The 21,807-nt window shown below is 71.8% G+C and carries 21 protein-coding genes and 1 riboswitch; of the genes, 12 read left to right on the top strand and 9 right to left on the bottom strand.

Annotated features, from left to right (window positions below; genetic code table 11):
- The first annotated feature begins 11 nt into the window (after nucleotides 1-11).
- Nucleotides 12-650, top strand: a complete 639-nt coding sequence (locus ACFY60_RS02155; RefSeq protein ID WP_388607528.1) for a TetR/AcrR family transcriptional regulator — start codon at nucleotides 12-14, stop codon at nucleotides 648-650.
- Here ACFY60_RS02155 and ACFY60_RS02150 read toward each other — a convergent pair.
- The 4 genes from ACFY60_RS02150 to ACFY60_RS02135 all read right to left on the bottom strand — a co-directional run bounded on the left by ACFY60_RS02150 (nucleotide 542) and on the right by ACFY60_RS02135 (nucleotide 4,032).
- Nucleotides 542-865: a multidrug efflux SMR transporter gene (locus tag ACFY60_RS02150; protein ID WP_309054198.1), complete on the bottom strand. Its 324-nt coding sequence runs from the start codon at nucleotides 863-865 to the stop codon at nucleotides 542-544. The genes ACFY60_RS02155 and ACFY60_RS02150 overlap by 109 nt on opposite strands.
- Nucleotides 866-964: 99 nt before the next feature.
- Nucleotides 965-1,975: a ribosome small subunit-dependent GTPase A gene (gene rsgA / locus ACFY60_RS02145; protein WP_388607530.1), complete on the bottom strand. Its 1,011-nt coding sequence runs from the start codon at nucleotides 1,973-1,975 to the stop codon at nucleotides 965-967.
- Nucleotides 1,976-1,978: 3 nt separating this feature from the next.
- Nucleotides 1,979-3,328, bottom strand: coding sequence for a 3-phosphoshikimate 1-carboxyvinyltransferase (aroA, locus tag ACFY60_RS02140; RefSeq protein ID WP_388607532.1), 1,350 nt, complete (start codon nucleotides 3,326-3,328; stop codon nucleotides 1,979-1,981).
- Between the two features lie 20 nt (nucleotides 3,329-3,348).
- Nucleotides 3,349-4,032 (bottom strand): M50 family metallopeptidase, encoded by a 684-nt coding sequence (locus ACFY60_RS02135; RefSeq protein WP_388607533.1) that lies wholly within the window; start codon nucleotides 4,030-4,032, stop codon nucleotides 3,349-3,351.
- Between the two features lie 50 nt (nucleotides 4,033-4,082).
- Between ACFY60_RS02135 and ACFY60_RS02130 the strand changes: the two genes are divergently transcribed.
- From ACFY60_RS02130 to def, 8 genes are all read left to right on the top strand, one after another.
- Nucleotides 4,083-4,898: an SOS response-associated peptidase gene (locus ACFY60_RS02130; protein WP_388607535.1), complete on the top strand. Its 816-nt coding sequence runs from the start codon at nucleotides 4,083-4,085 to the stop codon at nucleotides 4,896-4,898.
- Between the two features lie 53 nt (nucleotides 4,899-4,951).
- Nucleotides 4,952-5,614: an alpha/beta family hydrolase gene (locus ACFY60_RS02125; protein ID WP_388607538.1), complete on the top strand. Its 663-nt coding sequence runs from the start codon at nucleotides 4,952-4,954 to the stop codon at nucleotides 5,612-5,614.
- Between the two features lie 217 nt (nucleotides 5,615-5,831).
- Nucleotides 5,832-6,488, top strand: coding sequence for a sigma-70 family RNA polymerase sigma factor (locus ACFY60_RS02120; protein ID WP_056558039.1), 657 nt, complete (start codon nucleotides 5,832-5,834; stop codon nucleotides 6,486-6,488).
- Nucleotides 6,485-6,796: a mycothiol system anti-sigma-R factor gene (rsrA, locus tag ACFY60_RS02115; protein WP_309053690.1), complete on the top strand. Its 312-nt coding sequence runs from the start codon at nucleotides 6,485-6,487 to the stop codon at nucleotides 6,794-6,796. The genes ACFY60_RS02120 and rsrA overlap by 4 nt, the downstream gene beginning before the upstream one ends.
- Nucleotides 6,797-6,960: 164 nt before the next feature.
- Complete coding sequence (locus ACFY60_RS02110) at nucleotides 6,961-8,433, top strand: HD-GYP domain-containing protein (RefSeq protein WP_388608150.1); 1,473 nt, start codon at nucleotides 6,961-6,963, stop codon at nucleotides 8,431-8,433.
- Nucleotides 8,430-9,731 carry an HD-GYP domain-containing protein gene (locus ACFY60_RS02105; protein ID WP_388607540.1) on the top strand — a complete coding sequence of 434 codons (1,302 nt, stop codon included), beginning with the start codon at nucleotides 8,430-8,432 and terminating at the stop codon, nucleotides 9,729-9,731. The genes ACFY60_RS02110 and ACFY60_RS02105 overlap by 4 nt, the downstream gene beginning before the upstream one ends.
- A 79-nt stretch (nucleotides 9,732-9,810) precedes the next feature.
- Nucleotides 9,811-10,791 (top strand): hypothetical protein, encoded by a 981-nt coding sequence (locus tag ACFY60_RS02100; protein WP_309053852.1) that lies wholly within the window; start codon nucleotides 9,811-9,813, stop codon nucleotides 10,789-10,791.
- A gap of 67 nt (nucleotides 10,792-10,858) precedes the next feature.
- The gene (def, locus tag ACFY60_RS02095; protein ID WP_388607542.1) at nucleotides 10,859-11,488 is read left to right on the top strand and encodes a peptide deformylase; all 630 of its coding nucleotides are present in this window, start codon (nucleotides 10,859-10,861) and stop codon (nucleotides 11,486-11,488) included.
- Between the two features lie 66 nt (nucleotides 11,489-11,554).
- Here def and ACFY60_RS02090 read toward each other — a convergent pair whose 3' ends face one another.
- The 5 genes from ACFY60_RS02090 to ACFY60_RS02070 all read right to left on the bottom strand — a co-directional run bounded on the left by ACFY60_RS02090 (nucleotide 11,555) and on the right by ACFY60_RS02070 (nucleotide 18,106).
- Nucleotides 11,555-12,574 (bottom strand): ribonucleotide-diphosphate reductase subunit beta, encoded by a 1,020-nt coding sequence (locus ACFY60_RS02090; protein ID WP_309053854.1) that lies wholly within the window; start codon nucleotides 12,572-12,574, stop codon nucleotides 11,555-11,557.
- Nucleotides 12,574-14,946, bottom strand: a complete 2,373-nt coding sequence (locus ACFY60_RS02085) for a ribonucleoside-diphosphate reductase subunit alpha (protein WP_388607544.1) — start codon at nucleotides 14,944-14,946, stop codon at nucleotides 12,574-12,576. The genes ACFY60_RS02090 and ACFY60_RS02085 overlap by 1 nt, the downstream gene beginning before the upstream one ends.
- A gap of 134 nt (nucleotides 14,947-15,080) precedes the next feature.
- Nucleotides 15,081-15,211: riboswitch (cobalamin riboswitch) on the bottom strand.
- 43 nt (nucleotides 15,212-15,254) lie between these two features.
- The gene (mctP, locus tag ACFY60_RS02080) at nucleotides 15,255-16,880 is read right to left on the bottom strand and encodes a monocarboxylate uptake permease MctP (protein ID WP_388607546.1); all 1,626 of its coding nucleotides are present in this window, start codon (nucleotides 16,878-16,880) and stop codon (nucleotides 15,255-15,257) included.
- Nucleotides 16,877-17,152 carry a DUF3311 domain-containing protein gene (locus ACFY60_RS02075; protein WP_388607548.1) on the bottom strand — a complete coding sequence of 92 codons (276 nt, stop codon included), beginning with the start codon at nucleotides 17,150-17,152 and terminating at the stop codon, nucleotides 16,877-16,879. Before ACFY60_RS02075 ends, mctP begins: the two co-directional genes overlap by 4 nt.
- A 189-nt stretch (nucleotides 17,153-17,341) precedes the next feature.
- Entirely contained in the window at nucleotides 17,342-18,106 is a 765-nt protein-coding gene (locus ACFY60_RS02070) for a GntR family transcriptional regulator (protein ID WP_309051828.1), read from the bottom strand.
- 433 nt (nucleotides 18,107-18,539) lie between these two features.
- Here ACFY60_RS02070 and ACFY60_RS02065 point away from each other — a divergent pair, with 433 nt between their 5' ends.
- The 3 genes from ACFY60_RS02065 to ACFY60_RS02055 all read left to right on the top strand — a co-directional run bounded on the left by ACFY60_RS02065 (nucleotide 18,540) and on the right by ACFY60_RS02055 (nucleotide 21,804).
- A complete protein-coding gene (locus ACFY60_RS02065; RefSeq protein WP_388607550.1) occupies nucleotides 18,540-19,814 on the top strand; it encodes an extracellular solute-binding protein in 1,275 nt (424 codons plus the stop codon).
- A gap of 74 nt (nucleotides 19,815-19,888) precedes the next feature.
- Complete coding sequence (locus tag ACFY60_RS02060) at nucleotides 19,889-20,881, top strand: sugar ABC transporter permease (RefSeq protein ID WP_345287661.1); 993 nt, start codon at nucleotides 19,889-19,891, stop codon at nucleotides 20,879-20,881.
- 131 nt (nucleotides 20,882-21,012) lie between these two features.
- Nucleotides 21,013-21,804 carry a carbohydrate ABC transporter permease gene (locus tag ACFY60_RS02055; RefSeq protein ID WP_345287745.1) on the top strand — a complete coding sequence of 264 codons (792 nt, stop codon included), beginning with the start codon at nucleotides 21,013-21,015 and terminating at the stop codon, nucleotides 21,802-21,804.
- Nucleotides 21,805-21,807: the final 3 nt, after the last annotated feature.

Below are 21,807 nucleotides of genomic sequence, written 5' to 3'. Positions count from 1 at the left end.
CGGAGGCACCCATGGCGACTGCCCGCGAGGCCCTGCTCGACGCCGCGCTCACCGCGCTCGCGCACCGGCCCTGGTCCGCCGTGCGCATGGTGGACCTCGCCACCGCGGCCCGGGTCTCCCGCCAGACCCTCTACAACGAGTTCGGCAGCAAGGAGGGACTCGCCCGGGCCCTCGCCCGCCGGGAGGCCGACGCCTTCCTGAACGGCGCCCGCCGGGTCCTCGCCACCCCCGCCCCGCCCGAACGCAACCTCGTCGCCCTCGCCGAGTGGACCGTCGCCCGGGCCGCCGACCGCCCGATACTGCGGGCGCTGCTCACCGGGGCCTGGCAGGACGGGCTGCCCCGGCCCCGCCCCGTACGCCCGGGGGCGCGCCTCGCTCCCGTGCCGGCGCAGCGGCGCGCCGACGCCGGGCTGCCCGCGCCGGGTGAACTGGTCGCCGCCACCGCCGCCTGCGCGGGGGAGCGCTGGGCGGCGGGCTGCGAGATCGCCGTACGGCTCGCGCTCAGCCATGTCGTCGCGCCGGCCCTGCCGGCCACGGGCGGTCAGTGCGTGGAACCGGACAGCTGGAGGCCGATGACACCCACGATCACCAGCGTGATCGAGACGATCTTGAGCGTGGAGACCAGGTCGCCGAGGAAGACCATGCCGTAGATCGCCGTCCCGGCCGCCCCGATCCCGGTCCACACCGCGTACGCGGGCCCCACGTCCAGCTTCCGCAGCGCCAGCGTCAGCAGGCCGAAGCTGCCGAGGGCGAAGGCCGCGAAGGCGACCGTCGGCCAGAGCCGGGTGAATCCGTGCGAGAGCTTCAGGCACACCGCGAAGCCCGTCTCCAGCAGGCCGGCGACCACCACCAGCAGCCACGCCATCGTCAGTGCCTCCCACGCCGTCGGTGACCGCTTCGTCCCTATGGGGCCCGCTCCGTGTGATTATGCACGTGCCCGTGGTGGCCGACCGCGTACGCGGACTCAGTCGCCCTCGCGTCGCTCCCGGGTCGAGAGCAGCCGCCGCAGCGAGTACAGCCGCGCCGGATCGGCGTGCCCCTCCGCCACCCACGCGTCCAGCGCGCAGTCCGGCTCGTCGTGGCCGCAGGCCCGCGGGCAGTTCTCCGTGCCCGGCTCCAGGTCGGGGAAGGCGTGGATGACCCGGGACGGGTCGACGTGGTGCAGACCGAAGGACCGCACGCCGGGCGTGTCGATGACCCAGCCGTCGACCACGTCGAGCGGCAGCGCCAGGGCCGAGGTCGTGGTGTGCCGGCCACGGCCCGTCACCGCGTTCACATGTCCGGTGATCCGGCGCTTGTCCTGTGGCACCAGGGCGTTGACCAGGGTCGTCTTGCCGACACCGGAGTGCCCCACGAACGCCGTGACCCGGCCGTCCAGGTGTTCGCGCACCCGGTCCGCCGCCCCGCCGTCGTACAGCTCGTCGCGGTTCACCACCACGTGCGGGATGTCCAGCGCCCCGTACAGCTCCAGCAGCTTCTCCGGCGGCGCCAGGTCCGACTTGGTGAGCACCAGGAAGGGTTCGAGTCCGCCGTCGAAGGCCGCCACCAGGCAGCGGTCGATCAGCCGGGGGCGCGGCTCGGGGTCGGCCAGCGCGGTCACGATCGCCAGCTGGTCGGCGTTGGCGACCACGACCCGCTCGTACGGGTCGTCGTCGTCGGCCGTGCGGCGGAGCACCGAGGTGCGCTCCCCGATCCGCACGATCCGGGCCAGCGTGTCCTTCTCACCCGTCAGATCTCCCACCAGGGACACCCGGTCACCGACCACGGCCGCTTTGCGGCCCAGCTCGCGCGCCTTCATCGCGAGCACGATCCGGTCGTCGACCAGACAGGTCAGCCGGCCCCGGTCGACGGTGAGGACCAGGCCCTCGACCGCGTCCTCGTGCTTCGGCCGGATGGTGGTCCGGGGGCGGGTCCCCTTGCGGTTGGGCCGCTGGCGGATGTCGTCCTCGTCGGTGTGCTTCCCGTAACGCCGCATGGTTCAGACTCCGAGCATTCCGGTCCACATCTCGGCGAAGTCCGGCAAGGTCTTGGCCGTGGTCGCGACGTCCTCGATCAGCACGCCGTCGACCGCGAGGCCGATGATCGCGCCGGCCGTCGCCATGCGGTGGTCGTGGTACGTGTGGAACACGCCGCCGTGCAGCGGGCGCGGGCGGATGTGCAGCCCGTCCTCGGTCTCGGCGACGTCCCCGCCGAGCTCGTTGATCTCCTTGGTGAGGGCCGCCAGCCGGTCCGTCTCGTGCAGGCGCAGATGGGCCACGCCGCGCAGCGTCGAGGGGGAGTCCGCGAGGGCCGCGACCGCCGCGATGCCCGGGGTCAGCTCGCCGACCTCGCCGAGGTCCACGTCGATGCCGTGGATCCGGCCCGTGCCGGTGAAGGTCAGCCCCTCCTCGGTCAGCTCGCAGGAACCACCCATCTCGGTGAAGATCCGCCGCAGCTCGTCACCGGGCTGGGTGGTCCGCGCGGGCCAGTCCGGGATCGTCACCCGGCCGCCGGTCACCAGGGCCGCCGCCAGGAACGGCTGCGCGTTCGACAGGTCGGGCTCGACCACCAGGTCCCGCCCGCGCAGCGCCGAGGAGGTGACCCGCCAGACGTTCGGGGCGCCGCCGTGCTCCGGCTCGTCGACCTGGGCACCGACCGCGCGCAGCATGTCGACCGTCATCCGGATGTGCGGCAGCGAGGGCAGCGTGGCGCCCACGTGCCGTACCTCGACGCCCTGGTTGAAGCGGGGCGCGGACAGGAGCAGGGCGCTGACGAACTGGGAGGACGAGGAGGCGTCGATCTCGACGGTGCCGCCGTCCAGGCCGCCGGAGCCGTGCACGGTCATCGGCAGCGCGCCGCGGCCGTCGTCCTCGATCCGGGCGCCCAGCGCGCGCAGCCCGTCGATCACACCGTGCAGCGGACGCTCGTGGGAGCGGGGGTCGCCGTCGAAGCGCACCGGGCCGTCGGCGAGCGCCGCGACCGGCGGCAGGAAGCGCATGACCGTGCCCGCGTTGCCGACGTCCACGGACGCGTGGCCGCGCAGCGGGGCCGGGATGATCCGCCAGGCCTCGCCCGTGCCGTCCGGACCGACGCCTTCCTCGATCCCCACCCCGAGGGCCCGGAGCCCCTCGGCCATCAGCAGGGTGTCGCGGGAGCGCAGCGGGCGGCGGAGCCAGCCCGGCTCCGCGGCGAGCGCGGCCAGGATCAGGCCGCGGTTGGTGACCGACTTCGATCCGGGCACCGTGACGGTCGCGTCGACGGCACCGCGCGCGAAGGGGGCGGGCCAGAGGTCGTCGGACGGGCCGGGGAGGAGGGGATCGGGCTGCTGCGCGGGGGAAGCTGCGGTCATGCCCTCACTGTACGGGGGTGTCAGAACGGCAGGAGCCAGCGGCAGCCGCCGATCAGGCAGCAGATCGAGACCGTGTGGAAGAAGAGGAGCCACACCCCGGCCGGGACGTGGGTGAGCCGCGCGAGCTGGTCGGCGTCCGAGTCGGGGGCGCCGCCGCGCCGCCGCCTGACCTGGAGCTCGAAAGCCGGCCGGACCCCGCCGAGGAGCAGGAACCACACCACCGCGTAGGCGAAGAGGGCCTGGACCTCGGGCCCGGTCAGCCAGGACACCAGCAGGAAGGCGGCGCCCGTCACCAGGACGGTGAGCACCCCGTACGCGTTGCGGATCATCACGAGCATCGCCAGGAGCAGGGCCGTCGCCGCCCACAGCAGCAGGGTGACCCGGCCGGCCCCCAGCAGGGCGGCGCCGCCGAGGCCGAGCAGCGGCGCGGCGGTGTAGCCGGCGGTGAGGGTGAGGACGACACCGAGACCCGTCGGCCGGCCCCGGGTCACCGTCAGACCGCTGGTGTCCGAGTGCAGCGTGATCGCCTGGAGGCGGCGGCCGGTGGCGAGCGCCACCAGGGCGTGCCCGCCCTCGTGCGCGATGGTGATCGCGTTGCGGGCCAGGAGCCAGACGCGGCGGGGCACGGTGACGGCGAGGGCGGCGACGGCGGTGGCGATCACCAGCCACTCGGCGGGCGCCGCCTGCGGGCGGAAGAGGTCCATCGTTCGGGCCGCTCCTCGGGAGGTCGTCGGATCGTGGCAGTGTGGCACGTATGTGCGGACGGTATGCAGCGAGTCGGCGCCCCGAGGACCTCGTCGGCCTCTTCGGGGTGGAGAAGTGGGAGCCGGAGGAGACCCTGGCCCCCGACTGGAACGTGGCCCCGACCAAAGAGGTCTGGGCCGTACTGGAGCGCCCTGTGAAGGACGCCGGAACGCCGCGGCCGGTTCGCCAGCTGCGACGCCTGCGGTGGGGGCTCGTCCCGTCCTGGTCGAAGACCTCCGAGGACGCGGCCCGGATGATCAACGCCCGGGCCGAGACCCTGCACGAAAAGCCCTCCTTCAAACGGGCCTTCGCCTCCCGGCGCTGCATCCTGCCCGCCGACGGTTACTACGAGTGGGTGACGGGCGCGGACGAGCGGGACCTGGAGGTGGAGGGGAAGCGGAAGCGGCCGAGGAAGCAGCCGTACTTCGTGACCCCGGCGGACGGCTCGGTCTTCGCGATGGCCGGGATCTACGAGTTCTGGCGCGACCCGGCCGCCCCCGAGGGCAGTCCCTCCGCCTGGTGGGTGACCTGCTCGGTGATCACCACCGAGGCCGAGACCGGCCCGCTCGGCGTCGCCCCGGCCGAGGGCCCGCGCTCGCTCGCCGACATCCACCCCCGGATGCCGCTGATGCTCACCGAGGACCGCTGGGACGCCTGGCTCGACCCGGCACGCACCGGCGAGGACGAACTGCGCGGTCTGCTCGCCCCGCCCCCCGGCGGCCTGATGCGGGCCTATCCGGTGGCCACCGCCGTCAGCAACGTCCGGAACAACGGACCCGAACTTCTGACGGAACTGGAGGGGCCCGAGGTGGGCACCCTCTTCTGAGACGCGCCCCCGGCGGGGCCCTTGAGCCCGGCCGGGGACGGCAGGATGGGGACGTGACTCCGTACGAGACCGAGACCGTCCCCACCGATGCCGGCGAGGCCCGCGTCACCTGGTGGCCCGCCGACGGGCCCCGGGCCGTCCTCGCCCTCGGCCACGGCGCCGGGGGCGGCGTCGAGGCCCGCGACCTCCAGGCCCTGGCCGGGGCGCTGCCCGCGCGGGGCGTGACCGTCGCCCTGGTCGAACAGCCCTGGCGGGTGGCCGGCAAGAAGGTCGCCCCCGCCCCCAGAACCCTCGACACCGGCTGGCGCGGACTGTGGCCGGCCCTCGCCCGGCCCGGCCTCCCGGTCGTCGCCGGCGGGCGCAGCGCGGGTGCCCGCGTCGCCTGCCGCACCGGCCGTGACCTGGGCGCCCACGCCGTCCTGGCGCTCGGCTTCCCGCTCCACCCGCCCGGCAGGCCGGAGCGGTCCCGCGCGGAGGAACTGCTCGGCACCGGCCTGCCCACCCTCGTCGTCCAGGGCGGCAACGACCCCTTCGGGCGGCCCGGCGAGTTCCCCGACGGCCCGTACGGGCTGGTGGAGATCCCGTACGGCGACCACGGCTTCGCCGTCCCCAAGCGCGCCCCCCTCGGCCAGGAGGAGGCCCTCGCCCTCCTCGTCGACGGGGTCGCCGACTGGCTCGACGGAACGCTCCCCGCGACGGGAATGCGCGGCGCCTGACCGCTGTTGTCCAAGGCGTCGGTGTGAGAGTGAGAAAGAGGGAGTCCGTCGCATGGGTTCGACCATCTGCCCGGAGCGGACGCAGGCCGCTGACCTCGACTGGACAGTGCTGCCCGCGCCCAAGACAGCCCCTGTTCGGGGGGCGGGCGGAGCGGTTCCTCGTCTATCCTCCGAAACGAGCGGGTCCGCGTTCGGGCTCGCCGCCACGCTGGAGGAGGTGGGTCCGGTCACTGGGACCGACACAGGGACCGACGAAGGCCCCGAGGAGACGACCGAGGAGCGCAACGCGCGCTTCGAGCGGGACGCCCTCGGCTACCTCGACCAGATGTACTCGGCCGCCCTGCGCATGACGCGCAACCCGGCGGACGCGGAGGACCTGGTGCAGGAGACCTACGCCAAGGCGTACGGCTCGTTCCACCAGTTCCGCGAGGGCACGAACCTCAAGGCGTGGCTCTACCGCATCCTCACGAACACCTTCATCAACTCGTACCGCAAGAAGCAGCGCGAACCCCAGCGGAGCGCTGCCGAGGAGATCGAGGACTGGCAGCTCGCCCGCGCCGAGTCGCACATGTCGACCGGTCTGCGCTCCGCCGAGTCCCAGGCGCTCGACCACCTCCCGGACTCCGACGTGAAGGAAGCGCTCCAGGCGATCCCCGAGGAGTTCCGCATCGCCGTCTATCTGGCCGATGTCGAGGGCTTTGCGTACAAGGAGATCGCGGACATCATGGGTACGCCCATCGGTACGGTGATGTCCCGGCTGCACCGGGGCCGCCGCCAGCTGCGCGGCATGCTCGAGGACTACGCCCGCGACCGCGGGCTGGTTCCCGCGGGCGCCGGAGAGTCGTCGAACGATCTGAAAGGCTCGGGCTCATGAGCTGCGGAGAGCCGCACGAGACGGATTGCTCAGAGGTCCTGGATCATCTCTACGAGTTCCTCGACCATGAGATGCCCGACAGCGACTGCACCAAGTTCGAGGTGCACTTCGAGGAGTGCTCCCCGTGCCTGGAGAAGTACGGCCTGGAGCAGGCGGTGAAGAAGCTCGTCAAGCGCTGTTGCGGCAGTGACGAGGTCCCCACCGACCTGCGCGCCAAGGTCATGGGGCGGATCGAGCTCATCCGCTCGGGGCACGCGGTGCCCGAGCAGGACCTCACCGCCCCCGGGGCCCCCGCCCCCCAGGAGTAGCACGCCGGGCGCATCGCGCCCGGGACGGACGAGCCGCCGCGATCCGTTCGCGGCGGCTTTTCACGTCCGCACGCATACATCAGCTTGTATCACCCGATGGTGCGAATCGACGGCGGCGGCCCGCCGCCGGCCGCCCCACTCGCTAGCGTGGCCGGGTGACGCTCGTGAGGGACGTTCCGCGCGCGGCCCGCCTGTCCGTCGGCTGCGCCCTGCTCGCCGCCGCGGCGTGCGTGCTGCCCGCCGTGCGCCCCGGCGCGCAGACCCCCTGGGGAACGGTCGCGCTCCTCGCCGTCCTGTACGCCCTCTGCGAGGTACCCGGCCGCTGCCCGCGTCTGGACCGCGCGACGGACGGAAGCCTGCGCCTGGGCACCGGCTCGTTCTTCCCCGTCCTGCTCGCGGCCGCCCTGCTCCTGGACCCCGCGGCCGCCGCCCTCACCGCCCTGCCCGGCAGCCTCCTCGCCCGCGTCGACGAACCGCCCGCCGCCCTGCGCCGCCTCTGGCGGGCCGCGGCCACCGCGCTCGCCGTCTGGGCCGCCGCCCGCGCCGCCGCGCTCCTCGGCGGGCCCGCCGCCCTGGGCCACGGGCCGCACGCCCCCGACCTGCCGTACGCCCTCCTGCCCGCCGGCGCCGCCGCCCTCGCCTTCTGCCTCACCCTCACCGCCCTCGACGGCGGCATCCGCGCCGCCGCCGACGGACTGCCGCCCGGCACCGCCTGGCGCGGCCTCCTCGGCCGCTCCCTCGCCCCGCACACCGTCCACGGCCTCGCCGGACTGATGACGGCCGTGCTCTGGCGCAGCACGTACGGGCCCGTGGCGGCCCTCTTCGTCCTGCTGCCCATCGGCATTTCCTGCTGGGTCTTCGCCCAGTACCACCGCGAGCGCGCCGCCCACCAGGCCACCATCCGCGCCCTCGTCCAGGCCGTCGACATCAAGGACCGCTACACGCGCGGTCACAGCGAACGCGTCGGCCACGCCTCCGTCCTGATCGCCCGTGAGCTCGGCATGCCCGAGGACCGGCTCGACGTCGTACGGTTCGCGGGCATCCTCCACGACGTCGGAAAGCTCGGCGTGCCCACCCGGGTGCTCCGCAAGGACGGCCCCCTCACCCCGGAGGAGCGCCGGATCATCGAACTGCACCCCGAGTACGGGCACGAGATGGTGCGGGGCATCGGCTTCCTCGGGGAGGCGCGGTCCGCGATCCTCCACCACCACGAACGCATGGACGGCACCGGCTACCCCTACGGGCTGCGGGGCGAGGAGATCCCCGAGTACGCCCGGATGGTCGCCGTCGCCGACGCCTTCGACGCCATGACCTCCACCCGCTGCTACAGCCGCGCCCGGCCCGTGCCGGCCGCCGTGGCGGAGCTGGAACGGTGCGCCGGCACCCACTTCGATCCCCGGATGGTCGACGCGCTGGTCCGCGCTCTCGACCGGCACGGCTGGCGGCCCGCCGTCACCGCCGACGAGACCGCCCCGCCCGCCGCGCGGCCGCCCGGCGCCGCCCAGGTGCCCGTGGCGCGCGCGACCGGCCACCAGGACCCCGACCGGCCGGCCCGCCCCGAGAGCCCCCCGGACCCCGGCGAACCCGTGGGCCCGCCCCACCCCGCCGACCCCGCCCGCCACCGGGAACGCGCGTGACACCCGGCGCGGCCGTCCCCCGCGTCCTGCGCGCCGCCGCGCTCCTCCTCGGCCTCGCCGCCCTCGGCGCCACCTTCTGGCACGGCCTCGCCGAACCCGGCACCGCGCTCGTCTTCGGGACCCTCGTCGCCGCCGGAGAGCTGGCCCGCTGGAGCGCGGCCCCCGACGCGGGGGCACCGGCCGAGGACGAGGACCCCGGGGAGAGCGAACCCGCCCCGCTCGGCGCCGCCGGGGCCCTCGCCTACGCGCTGCTGGGCGCCAGCGCCGGCACCCCCACCACCCACGGCGTCCTCCAGACGGTCGCAGTCGTCCTCGCCGGCGCCCTGGCCGGGATCGTCCCGCACATCGCCCGCGGCCGCGGCCCCGGCCGCGACCACCTGGCCCGCCGCGTCCTCACCACCGGCTTCGCCGCCCTCTGCTTCCAGCCCCTCTACAACTCCGGCGTCCTCACCGCACACCTCGGCCAGGGCCCCGCCTACGTCCTCTTCCTCCTGCTCCTGCTCGTCCTCACCGCCCTGTGCGACGCCGTCCTGGCCGCACTCGTCCTGCGCGCCCGTACCGGACACCCGTACGGCTCCGTCCTGCGCGACGAACTGCACGGCCTGCTCGGCATCCGCTCCGCCGTCTGCGCCACCGGCGCCGTCATGGCGCTCGCCGTGGCCGCCGCCGGACCGTGGGCCCTGCCCGTCCTCGCCGTACCGCTCCTGCTCACCCAGGTCTCCCACCGCCGGTACGCGGCCGTGCGCACCGTCAACCGGCAGACCATCGCCTCCCTCGCCCGCGCCACCGAGATCGCCGGCTGCACCGCCCCGGGCCACGCCCACCGGGTCGCCGCCCTCAGCACCGCCGTCGGCCGTGAAATGGGCCTCACCGGCCCCGAACTGACCGTCCTCGAACACGCCGCGCTCATGCACGACATCGGACAGCTCTCCCTCGTCGACCCCGTACCCGGCGGGGCCACCGCACAGCTGCCCGCCGAGGAGCAGCGCAGGATCGCCCTCCTCGGCGGCGAGGTCGTCCGCAGGACCGGCGTTCCCGCCGCCGTCGCCCACGTGGTGGAGCGCCAGGCCGACCCGTACCGCGAGCAGCCCCGGGCCGCCCGCATCGTCCGGGTGGTCAACGCCTACGACGACCTGGTGGGAACCGGTGCCGACGCGGGCGCGGGCGCCGCGCTCGGCGCCCTGGAGCGGCTGCGCCTGGGGACCGCGCGCGACTATCACCCGGATGTCGTCGAGTGCCTGGCCAGGGTTCTGGCACGGGGCGGCGCGGCTGGGGTGACCTCGGCCGCCCCTGGGTAACCCATGGGTAATGAGCGCGCGTCCGACCGGGCATGGTTGGATGCGAACAAGAGGGTGAAGCGACCGGCAGGCGGGAATCGTGAGGATCTTCGGGAAGGTACGGCATCGGCCCTCCGCCTCGTGGCGGCAGGCCACCGACCGCGCGTTCACGCTGATCGGCGACGGCCGGTACGAGGACGCGGGCGCGCTGTTGACGCGAGCGGCGGATCTGGAGCCCTGGCTCTCGGAGTCCTGGTTCAACCTGGCGCTGCTGCACAAGTTCCGGCACGACTGGGAGCAGGCCCGGGCCGCCGGGCTCCGCGCGGTCGCGCTGCTCGACAAGGAGACCGGCGCCCCCGACTGGTGGAACGTCGGCATCGCCGCCACCGCGCTCCAGGACTGGCCGCTGGCCCGCCGCGCCTGGCAGGCGTACGGGCTCAAGGTGCCCGGAGCCGCCTCCGGCACCGGCGAGCCCGCCGGCATGGAGCTGGGCAGCGCAGCCGTCCGGCTCTCGCCGGAGGGCGAGGCCGAGGTCGTGTGGGGCCGCAGGCTCGACCCGGCGCGCATGGAGGTCCTCTCCATCCCACTGCCCTCCTCGGGGCGCCGCTGGGGCGAGGTCGTCCTGCACGACGGCGTGCCGAACGGCGAGCGGACCACCACCGCCGGCCCGTCCTACCCGGTCTTCGACGAGATCGAGCTCTGGGCGCCCTCGCCCGTGCCGACCTGGGTGGTCCTCCTGGAGGCCGCGACCGAGGCCGACCGGGACGCCCTGGAGCAGCTCGCCGCCGACGCCGGCTTCGCCGCCGAGGACTGGTCCTCCTCCGTACGGCTGCTGTGCCGTGCCTGCTCGGAGTCGACCATGCCGAGCGCCGAGGGCGAGGGCGAGCACTCCGACCCCCACGACCACAGCGAACCCGGCCACCCCGGGCCGCTCGGCCACCGCTCGCCGGGCGAGCTGTGGGTGCCCGAGCGCGAGTGCGGCATCGCCGCCCCGGCGGGTCTGGTGCGCGGGCTCCTCGACGGCTGGGTGGCCGACAGCCCCGACAGCCGGGAGTGGCGCGATCTCGAAGAGGTCTGCTGAGCCTGTCGCCGGGGGCCCGTAGGCTGTCCCCCGACGGAATCGGGTTTTCAGGAAGGCGCGGCAGCACATGGCGCAGCAGGAGACGGACGAGCAGATCAACGACGGCTTCGTCGTGGACACGGAGGACTGCGAGGCGCGTGAGCTCGCCCACCGCGAGCGCGGCACCGCGCGGCCGATCACGGTGGTCGGCAATCCGGTCCTCCACAAGGAGTGCCGTGACGTCACCGAGTTCGACGACAAGCTCGCGGCACTGATCGACGACATGTTCGCCAGCCAGAAGGCCGCCGAGGGCGTGGGCCTGGCCGCGAACCAGATCGGCGTCGACCTGAAGGTCTTCGTCTACGACTGCCCGGACGACGAGGGCGTCCGTCACACCGGCGTCGTCGTCAACCCGGTCCTCCAGGAGCTGCCGGCGGAGCGCCGCTTCCTCGACGACTCCAACGAGGGCTGCCTGTCGGTCCCCACCGCGTACGCCTCGCTGGCCCGCCCCGACTACGCGGAGGTGCACGGGCAGGACGCGCAGGGCAACCCGATCAAGGTGCGCGGCACGGGCTACTTCGCCCGCTGCCTCCAGCACGAGACGGACCACCTGTACGGCACGCTGTACATCGACAAGCTCTCCAAGCGCGAGCGCAAGGACGCCCTGCGCCAGATGGAGGAGGGCACCCCGCGCTACGAGACGGTCCCCAACGACTGACCCGTACGCGGTACGTGAGGGGGCCCCGCACTCGTGGAGTGCGGGGCCCCTCACGTACGGAACCGACTAGAAGTCCTCGTCCAGGTCGACCGAGCCCTCCACCGCCACCTGGTAGGCGGACGGGCGGCGCTCGAAGAAGTTGGTCAGCTCCTGCACGCCCTGCAGCTCCATGAACGCGAACGGGTTCTCGGAGCCGTACACCGGCGCGAAGCCCAGCCGCACCAGGCGCTGGTCGGCCACGCACTCGAGGTACGCGCGCATGGACTCGGTGTTCATGCCCGGCAGGCCCTCGCCGCACAGGTCGCGGCCGAACTGGAGCTCCGCCTCCACGGCCTCCCGCAGCATCGCGGTCACCTGCTCCTGGAGCTCCGCGTCGAACAGCTCCGGCTCCTCCTTGCGGACGGTGTCCACGACCTCGAAGGCGAAGTTCATGTGCATCGTCTCGTCACGGAACACCCAGTTGGTGCCGGTCGCCAGGCCGTGCAGCAGGCCACGGGACCGGAACCAGTACACGTACGCGAAGGCGCCGTAAAAAAACAGCCCCTCGATGCAGGCGGCGAAGCAGATGAGGTTGAGCAGGAAGCGGCGGCGGTCGGCCCGGGTCTCCAGGCGCTCGATCTTCTCGACCGAGTCCATCCAGCGGAAGCAGAACTGCGCCTTCTCCCGGATGGAGGGGATGTTCTCGACGGCGGCGAACGCGGCGGCGCGGTCGTCCGGGTCGGGCAGGTAGGTGTCGAGCAGCGTCAGATAGAACTGGACGTGCACGGCCTCCTCGAACAGCTGGCGGCTCAGGTAGAGGCGCGCCTCGGGGGAGTTGATGTGCTTGTAGAGCGTCAGGACCAGGTTGTTCGCCACGATCGAGTCGCCGGTCGCGAAGAACGCGACCAGCCGGCCGATCATGTGCTGCTCGCCCGGGGTGAGCTTGGCGAGGTCGGCGACGTCGGAGTGGAGGTCGACCTCCTCCACGGTCCAGGTGTTCTTGATGGCGTCGCGGTAGCGCTCGTAGAAGTCCGGGTAGCGCATCGGACGCAGGGTCAGCTCGAAGCCCGGGTCCAGCAGGTTCTTCTCGGTGTTCGTCGTGCTCATCACTGGCAGGCCTCGCAGGACTCGGGGTTCTCAAGGGAGCAGGCGAGCGCGTCGGCGTCGGGCGTCGCCTGCTGGACGGGCAGGGTGGTGACCTGGGCGGCGCGGGCGATCCGGGTCGCCGGGCGCGAGCGCAGGTAGTAGGTGGTCTTCAGGCCCTGCTTCCAGGCGTACGCGTACATCGAGCTGAGCTTGCCGATGGTCGGCGTCTCCATGAACAGGTTCAGGGACTGCGACTGGTCAAGGAACGGGGTCCGCGCCGCCGCCATGTCGATCAGGCCGCGCTGAGGGATCTCCCAGGCCGTGCGGTACAGCTCCCGGACCTCGGCCGGCACCCAGCTGAAGCCCTGCACCGAGCCGCTGGCCTCGCGCAGCGCCTCGCGGGTCTGCGCGTCCCAGACGCCCAGCCGCTTCAGCTCGTCCACCAGATAGGTGTTGACCTGGAGGAACTCGCCGGAGAGCGTCTCGCGCTTGAACAGGTTGGACACCTGCGGCTCGATGCACTCGTACACGCCGGCGATCGAGGCGATCGTCGCCGTCGGGGCGATGGCCAGCAGCAGGCTGTTGCGCATGCCGACGGCGGCGATCCGCTCACGCAGCGCGGCCCAGCGCTCGGGCCAGTTGAGCTCCACGTCGTAGTGGTCGGGGTGCAGCACGCCCCGCGCCGTACGGGTCTTCTCCCAGGCGGGGAGCGGGCCGTGACGCTCGGCGAGGTCGGCGGAGGCCTCGTAGGCGGCGAGCATGACGCGCTCGGCGATCCGGGTCGACAGGGCCCGCGCGGGGGCCGAGTCGAAGGGCAGCTTGAGCTGGAAGAAGACGTCCTGGAGGCCCATGGCGCCCAGGCCCACCGGCCGCCACCGGGCGTTGGACCGGCCAGCCTGCTCGGTCGGGTAGAAGTTGATGTCGACGACCCGGTCGAGGAAGGTGACGGCGGTGCGGACGGTCGCGTCGAGCCGCTCCCAGTCGAGGTCGCCGGTGGCCGTGTCCACGAAGGCGCCCAGGTTGACCGAGCCCAGGTTGCAGACGGCGGTCTCGCCGTCGTCCGTGACCTCCAGGATCTCGGTGCACAGGTTGGAGGAGTGGACGGTGTGGCCCGGCTCGGCGGTCTGGTTGGCCGTACGGTTCGAGGCGTCCTTGAAGGTCATCCAGCCGTTGCCGGTCTGCGCCAGCGTCCGCATCATCCGGCCGTACAGGTCGCGGGCCGGCAGCGTCCGGCGGGCCAGGCCCGCGGCCTCGGCCTTGCGGTACGCGGCGTCGAACTCCTCGCCCCACAGGTCCACCAGCTCGGGCACGTCGGCGGGGGAGAACAGCGACCACTCGCCGTCGGCGTTCACCCGGCGCATGAACTCGTCCGGGATCCAGTGCGCGAGGTTGAGGTTGTGCGTCCGGCGGGCGTCCTCGCCCGTGTTGTCGCGGAGCTCCAGGAACTCCTCGATGTCCGCGTGCCAGGTCTCCAGGTAGACGGCGGCGGCGCCCTTGCGGCGGCCGCCCTGGTTGACCGCGGCGACGGAGGCGTCGAGCGTCTTCAGGAAGGGGACGATGCCGTTGGAGTGGCCGTTGGTGCCGCGGATCAGCGAACCGCGGGCGCGGATGCGGGAGTAGGAGAGGCCGATGCCGCCCGCGTGCTTGGAGAGCCGCGCGACCTGGTGGTAGCGGTCGTAGATGGAGTCCAGTTCGTCCTGCGGGGAGTCGAGCAGGTAGCAGGAGGACATCTGGGGGTGGCGGGTGCCGGAGTTGAACAGGGTGGGGGAGGAGGGCAGGTAGTCGAGCCGGCTCATCAGCCCGTACAGCGCCGCCACCTCGTCCACGGCCCGGGTGCTGTCGTCCTCGGCGAGGCCGGAGGCGACGCGGAGCATGAAGTGCTGCGGGGTCTCGATCACCTTGCGGGTGATCGGGTGACGCAGCAGGTAGCGGGAGTAGAGGGTGCGCAGGCCGAAGTAGCCGAAGCGGTCGTCGGCCGCCGGGTCGACGAGGGCGTCCAGGCGCGCGGCGTGCAGGGCGGCGAAGGCGGCGGTGCGGTCCGCGATCAGGCCTTCGCGGTGACCGACCGCGACGGAGGACGAGAAGGAGACGGCGCCCTGGGAGGCGGCCTCGTCCGCGATCGTGACGGTGAGCAGGCGGGCGGCGAGCCGGGAGTACGCCGGGTCCTCGGCGATCAGGCCTGCGGCGGCCTCGGTGGCCAGCTCGCGCAGCTCCGCCTCGTCCGAGGCGGCGCTCCGGCCGCGCAGCGCGGCGGCGGCGACCTTGCCCGGGTCGGTGTCGGGGAGGTCGGCGGTCAGCTCGGTCAGGGTCCGCAGCAGTACGGTCCCGGGTCCGTCGCTCTCGTTACCGTCGCTCTCGATCGCGGTGGCCGGATCGGCGGGCGCGATGGTCACGTGGGGCTCTCCCTCGCTCGGCTCGGGGCCACGGGGGAGGGAAGGCGGGCAGGCGGGCGGCCGTGGGCACACGGGCGCTCCGCGTCCACCGGCCCACTCCACGAGGCCCGGACGTCTGTGGCACCCGGAACGGAAGGACCGGGCGCACCGTCGGCAGGTCCTCGGACTCACCTCGTACGAACAGGTACAAGACACACCGTTGCGGGACAGTTCCGGATTCGCGCCGGATTCCCCTGCGTCGACAGCGAGCATGAGCATACATGTGGGGGGCGCCGCTCGCGGCACCCCCCACATGTTGTGTCCCCGTGTCAGTGCGTGTCGGCGCCGACCTTCGGGAGTTCGGTCTGGACACCGGGGTCGCCGGCGTCGGCCGTGTAGTCCGAGGGGGAGGTCTCGTCGACGCCGTCGGGGGCCTTGACCGCCCGCAGGACGAGGGTCAGGACGACCGTGACGAGGACGTTGAGGACGAAGGCGGTGAGGCCGATGTAACCGATCTCGCCGATGCCCGGGATCTCGGCGGAGGAGCCGCCGAAGTGCTTCTGGGTCGGACTGGCCACGCCGTACGCGGCGGCCGTGCCGTACACCATGCCGACGGCCCAGCCGCCGACGAGCGCCCAGCGGTGGAACCAGCGGGTGAAGAGACCGCCGACCAGGGCCGGGAAGGTCTGGAGGATCCAGATGCCGCCCAGGAGCTGGAAGTTGATCGCGACCGTCTTGTCCATGGTGAGGACGAAGGCGAGCGCGCCGACCTTCACCAGGAGCGACACCAGCTTGGAGACCTTGGTCTCCTGGGCCGGGGTGGCGTCCGGCTTGATGAAGTCCTTGTAGATGTTGCGGGTGAAGAGGTTGGCCGCGGCGATCGACATGATCGCGGCCGGGACGAGCGCGCCGATGCCGATGGCGGCGAAGGCGACGCCCGCGAACCAGTCCGGGAACATGTTCTCGAACAGCTGCGGGATGGCGAGCTGGCCGTTCTTGACCTGGATCCCGGCGGCGATGGCCATGAAGCCGAGGACCGCGAGCAGGCCGAGCATCAGCGAGTACAGCGGCAGGATCGTGGTGTTGCGGCGGATCACCTCACGGCTGCGCGAGGACAGCGTCGCCGTGATGGAGTGCGGGTACATGAACAGCGCGAGCGCGGAGCCGAGCGCCAGCGTCGCGTAGGTCCACTGGCTGGCGTCGCCCGGCACGAGTGCGCCGCGCGGCTTGCCCGTGGCCTCGTTGGTCTGCCCGAACGCCTCCCCCGCCTTGGCGAAGATCTCGTCGAAGCCGCCCAGCTTGATCGGGATGTAGATGATCGCCACCGCGATGACGATGTAGATCAGGGTGTCCTTGACGAAGGCGATGAGCGCCGGGGCGCGCAGACCCGAGGAGTAGGTGTACGCGGCCAGCACGCCGAAGGCGATGAGCAGCGGCAGGTCCTTGATGAACCAGTGCGTGTTCTCGCCGCCGCCGACGCCCATCACGTCCAGGACGGCCTGGATGCCGACGAGCTGGAGCGCGATGTACGGCATGGTGGCGAGGAGACCGGTCAGGGCGACCGCCAGCGACAGGCCCTTGGAGCCGAAGCGGCCCCGGACGAAGTCGGAGGTGGTCACGTACCCGTGCTTGTGCGAGACCGACCAGAGGCGCGGCAGGAAGGTGAAGATCAGCGGGTAGACCAGGATCGTGTACGGCACGGCGAAGAAGCCGGCCGCGCCCGCCGCGTAGACGGCCGCCGGGACGGCGACGAAGGTGTACGCGGTGTACAGGTCACCGCCGAGCAGGAACCAGGTGACCCAGGTGCCGAACGAGCGGCCGCCCAGGCCCCATTCGTCGAGGCTCTGCTCGTTCTCCGCCCTGCGCCAGCGGGAGGCGAGGAAGCCCATGACCGTGACGGCCAGGAAGAAGAAGATGAAGACGGCGAGCGCGACGCCGTTCACGCCGTCCTTCATCGCGCGTCACCCCCCTGCCGGGTGCGGCGGCCACGCTGGTCGTGCTGCCACAGCTTGTACGCGACCATGGTGAGCGCGGTCGAGATCAGCACCCAGAGCATCTGGTACCAGTAGAAGAACGGGATGCCCGCGAGGGTGGGCTCGACCTTCGCGTAGGAGCCCACCCACAGCATCGCGACGAACGGCGCGAACAGGCAGATCCCGATGACCACGCGGAGCGGCGTGATGAGGGGTTGTTTCCCTTGTGTGGTTCTCTGAGCCGTTTCTGGCATGGCGAATTCCCGTCCCCTCGCTGATCACCTCGTAATGCCGAGGAAATCTAGGGGACGGGTCCGCTGTATGGAACCCCTGTCCGGATAACGGATGGGAGAGTGTCAGAGCGCCTTCTGGGCGGACACCCGGGAGGGGGTTTTCCGCCGGGGAGGAAAGGTGAGTGGTCTGGACCGGTGGCGGTGCCGGTTTCAGTCGGTGGGGCGCTTGAGGCGCGCCACGAACTTGTACCGGTCGCCGCGGTAGACCGAGCGCACCCACTCCACCGGCTCGCCCTGCGCGTCCCGCGAGTGGCGGGACAGCATCAGCATCGGCAGGCCCACGTCCGTACCGAGCAGGCCGGCCTCGCGCGGGGTGGCGAGGGAGGTCTCGATGGTCTCCTCGGCCTCGGCGAGGTGGACGTCGTAGACCTCGGCCAGGGCCGTGTAGAGCGAGGTGTACTTCACCAGGGAGCGGCGCAGCGCGGGGAAGCGCTTGGCCGAGAGGTGGGTGGTCTCGATGGCCATCGGCTCGCCGCTCGCCAGGCGCAGCCGCTCGATCCGCAGCACCCGCCCGCCGGCGGTGATGTCGAGCAGGCCGGCGAGGGTGTCGTCGGCGGTGACGTAGCCGATGTCGAGGAGCTGGGAGGTGGGCTCCAGCCCCTGGGCCTTCATGTCCTCGGTGTAGGAGGTGAGTTGCAGGGCCTGGGAGACCTTGGGCTTGGCGACGAAGGTGCCCTTGCCCTGGATGCGTTCCAGGCGCCCTTCGACCACCAGCTCCTGGAGGGCCTGGCGCACGGTGGTGCGCGAGGTGTCGAACTCGGCGGCCAGCGTGCGCTCCGGGGGGACCGGGGTGCCGGGCGGGAGGGTCTCCGTCATGTCGAGGAGATGGCGCTTGAGCCGGTAGTACTTGGGCACGCGCGCGGTGCGGGTGACCGCCCCGGTCTCTGTCTCGGTGCTGCCCGCCTCCGTGGCCATGGCCTGCCTTCCCGACTCCTGTGCTGCTGCCGTCACCGGCTCCTCCGTCTGTCGCGGCTCACATGGTGGCACGGTTCACCCGCCACCACGGTTTCTCCTGCCGACACATGCCGGTGCGGCCGGAGGAGTCGTGCCCTGCCTTCTTATACACCGAGGAACGGCCTGTTGGTCTAGGCCATTGCGAGCCCGGCTGTCCCCGCACGCGCATTCTCCCCTCCGACCCGTTCGGGTGGCGGCCGAGGAGGGTGAGATGTCGGTCCGATAACGGACGCCGATACCCCTCCTGCGCACTCTTGACACCCCAAAAGGTCTAGGCCAAGCTCCGGGTACTGGTCTAAACCATTAATGACCAGGTCCCGGCCCCACAGCATTACTCGACGTATGTCTTCGCGCGGTGGGCAGGGGGGTTGCAGGCATCCCTGAGGAGGGTGGCGTGAAGCGCAAGCTCATCGTGGCGATCGGCGTCGCGGGCATGATGGCCGGTATCGCGGCGTGCGGTGGCTCGGAGTCCGGCGACAAGGCCGGCGGCGAGGCCAAGGAGCTCACCGTCTGGCTGACGGTCGACGCCCAGAACAACTGGCCGGAGCTGGTCAAGGCCGCCGACGACGCGGTCGCCAAGAAGCACCCGGGCATCAAGATCAAGCACGAGTACTACGGCTGGCCGGACAAGAACACCAAGCTGGACGCGGTGCTCGCCACCGACAAGGCCCCGGATGTTGTCGAAATGGGCAACACCGAGATGATCAGCTACATGGCCAAGGGTGCCTTCGCCGAGGTCGACCCGTCGAAGTTCGCGAACTCCGGCAAGTGGCTCGACGCCCTCAAGGACTCGGTCACCTACAACGGCAAGACCTACGGCGTCCCCTACTACGCCGGTGGCCGCGTGGGCACCTGGCGCAAGGACATCGCCGCCGAGGCCGGTGTCAAGGCCGCCCCCAAGACCTGGGCCGAACTGACCGCTGCCCTCGACGCCATCCAGAAGAAGAAGGGCGACAAGTTCAGCGCCTGGTACCAGCCGTCGCCGGACTGGTACGCCGCGATGTCCTTCGTCTACGACGCCGGCGGCTCCATCGCCAAGCAGGACGGCGAGACCTGGAAGGCGAACCTCTCCTCGCCGGAGTCCGTCAAGGGCCTCACCGAGTACAAGAACATCCTCGACAAGTACATGCACGGCGACAAGACGAAGGACGAGTCCGACCGTCCCGTCGTCTTCGGCCAGGGCAAGTCCGCCACCATCTTCGCCGCCGGCTGGGAGGGCGCCACCGCCGCCGACCCCAAGTCCGACAAGGTCGGCGGGCTGAAGGACAAGCTCGAGAACTTCGTGATGCCCGGCCCGAACGGCAAGAACCTCCCGGTCTTCCTCGGCGGCTCCGACCTGGCCATCCCGGTCAAGTCCAAGGCGCAGGGCGTCGCCGCAGAGTGGATCGCCGCCTTCACCGGCGCGGAGGGCCAGAAGGGCCTCGTCGCCAAGGGCAACCTGCCCAACAACAAGGCCGACCTCGCCCCGCTCAAGAGCGACCCGGCCACCGCCGTCCCGGCCACCGCGGCCGAGTCGAGCTGGTTCGTTCCGACCGCCCCCGGCTGGGGCCAGGTCGAGAAGGCCCAGACCCTCAAGACGATGCTCATCGACATCGCCAAGGGCAAGCCGGTGGACCAGGCCGCCAAGGAGGCGGACGCCGCGATCGACAAGGTCATCAACACCAAGTGACCTTCGGGCAGGGCCCCGTCCGACGGCGGGGCCCTGCCGCCCGTATCACGAGAGGGACCGCTGAGGAGCACGGGATGAGTGCCGCAGACACAACCACCGCGAAGGTGCCGCCGGCGCGGCAATCGCCACCCCCCGGCCCCGCGGCCGGTACCCCGGGCAAGCCCGGCAAGAAGTCGAACGGCGGAGCCGGCATCCCATGGCTGCTGCTCGCGCCCTGCCTGATCGTCCTGCTCCTGGTGCTCGGCTACCCGCTCGTGCGGCTCGTCACCCTCTCCTTCCAGAAGTTCGGGCAGCCCCAGCTGTGGGGCTTCCAGGAAGCGGAGTCGGCCGGACTCGACAACTTCACGAAGATCCTCGGTGACACGGAGTTCTGGGCCGTCGTCCTGCGCACGGTCCTCTTCGCGGCCGGCGCGGTCGTCGTCACGATGGTCCTCGGCATGCTGATCGCCCTGCTCCTCCAGCGGGTCTCCGGCTGGGTCAAGGCGCTCATCAACATCGTGCTCGTGGCCAGCTGGGGCATGCCCATCATCGTCGCCACCGCCATCTTCAAGTGGCTGTTCGACGCGGACTACGGCGTCCTCAACTGGCTCCTGAGCAAGCTCCCCGGCGTCGACATGATCGGCCACAACTGGTTCGCCAGCGGCCCCCAGGGCCTCGCCGTCATCATGCTCCTCGTCGTCTGGGGGGCCGTCCCCTTCGTCGTCATCACCCTCAGCGCCGGCCTCACCCAGGTGCCGAAGGAACTCGAAGAGGCGGCCCGGCTCGACGGCGCCGGCGCCTGGGGCGTCTTCCGCTTCGTCACCCTGCCCGTCCTCAAGCCGATCATCGTGATGCTGACGACCCTGTCGGTGATCTGGGACATGGGCGTCTTCCCGCAGGTCTACGTGATGCGCAACGGCCACCCCGAGCCGGAGTTCCAGCTCCTCACCACGTACTCCTTCGACCGGGCGTTCGTCGTGAACGACTACGGCACCGGCTCCGCGATCGCGCTCGTCACGGTCGTCCTGCTGCTCGGCGTCGTCGCCGTCTACATGCGCCAGATGCTCAAGATCGGAGATGTGGAGTGAGCGCCGCCAACACCTCCGCGGGCGCCGCCGTCAAGGCCCCCGCCGCCCCCGGTCCGGCCTCCGCGCAGGCCCCGGCACCGGCCCCGGTCCGGGCCGCCCGGCGCCCCGGCCGGTCCAAGCTCGGCTGGAACCTGCTCGGCCTGCTCGTCGTCCTCACCGCCGGCTTCCCGGTCTACTGGATGGTCAACACGGCCTTCAAGCCGGCCAAGGACGCCATCGACCCCGACCCGCACTTCTTCCCCTCGACCTTCACGCTCGAGAACTTCGAGCGCGCCCTCGACATCGCGGACTTCTGGGGACCGGTCCTCCGCAGCCTCGTCGTCTCGCTCGTCGTGGTCGTCATCGGCATCGCGGTCGGCCTGCTCGCCGCCCTCGCGATCTCCCGCTTCGCCTTCCGCGGCCGCAAGATCGTGATCGTCGGCATCCTCGCGGTGCAGATGGTCCCGCTGGTCGCCATGATCATCCCGGTCTTCCTGCTCCTCAACGACCTGGGCCAGTACGACAAGCTCACCGGCCTGATCATCACCTACCTGACCTTCATCCTCCCCTTCACGGTGTGGACCCTGCGCGGGTTCATCGTGAACATCCCCAAGGAGCTGGAGGAGGCCGCCCAGGTCGACGGCTGCACCCGCACCGGAGCGTTCATCCGGGTCGTCTTCCCGCTGCTCGCCCCCGGCATGGTCGCCACCTCGGTGTACGGCTTCATCCAGGCGTGGAACGAGTACCTGTACGCCCTGATGCTGATGAGCCAGCAGAACCAGACGGCCACCGTGTGGCTCGGCAACTTCATCACCAAGAACGGCACCGAGTACGCCCCCATGATGGCCGGCTCGACCATGATGGCCGTGCCCATCGTGATCCTCTTCCTCCTTGTCCAGCGCAAGATGGCCGCGGGCCTCACGGCCGGTGCGGTGAAGGGATAACGG

The sequence above is a fragment of the Streptomyces sp. NPDC012827 genome (assembly GCF_042900905.1).
Classification (GTDB): Bacteria; Actinomycetota; Actinomycetes; order Streptomycetales; family Streptomycetaceae; genus Streptomyces; species Streptomyces gulbargensis.
The sequence above is the reverse complement of the archived record's forward strand: the minus strand, read 5'-3'. Positions and strand labels throughout refer to the sequence as shown.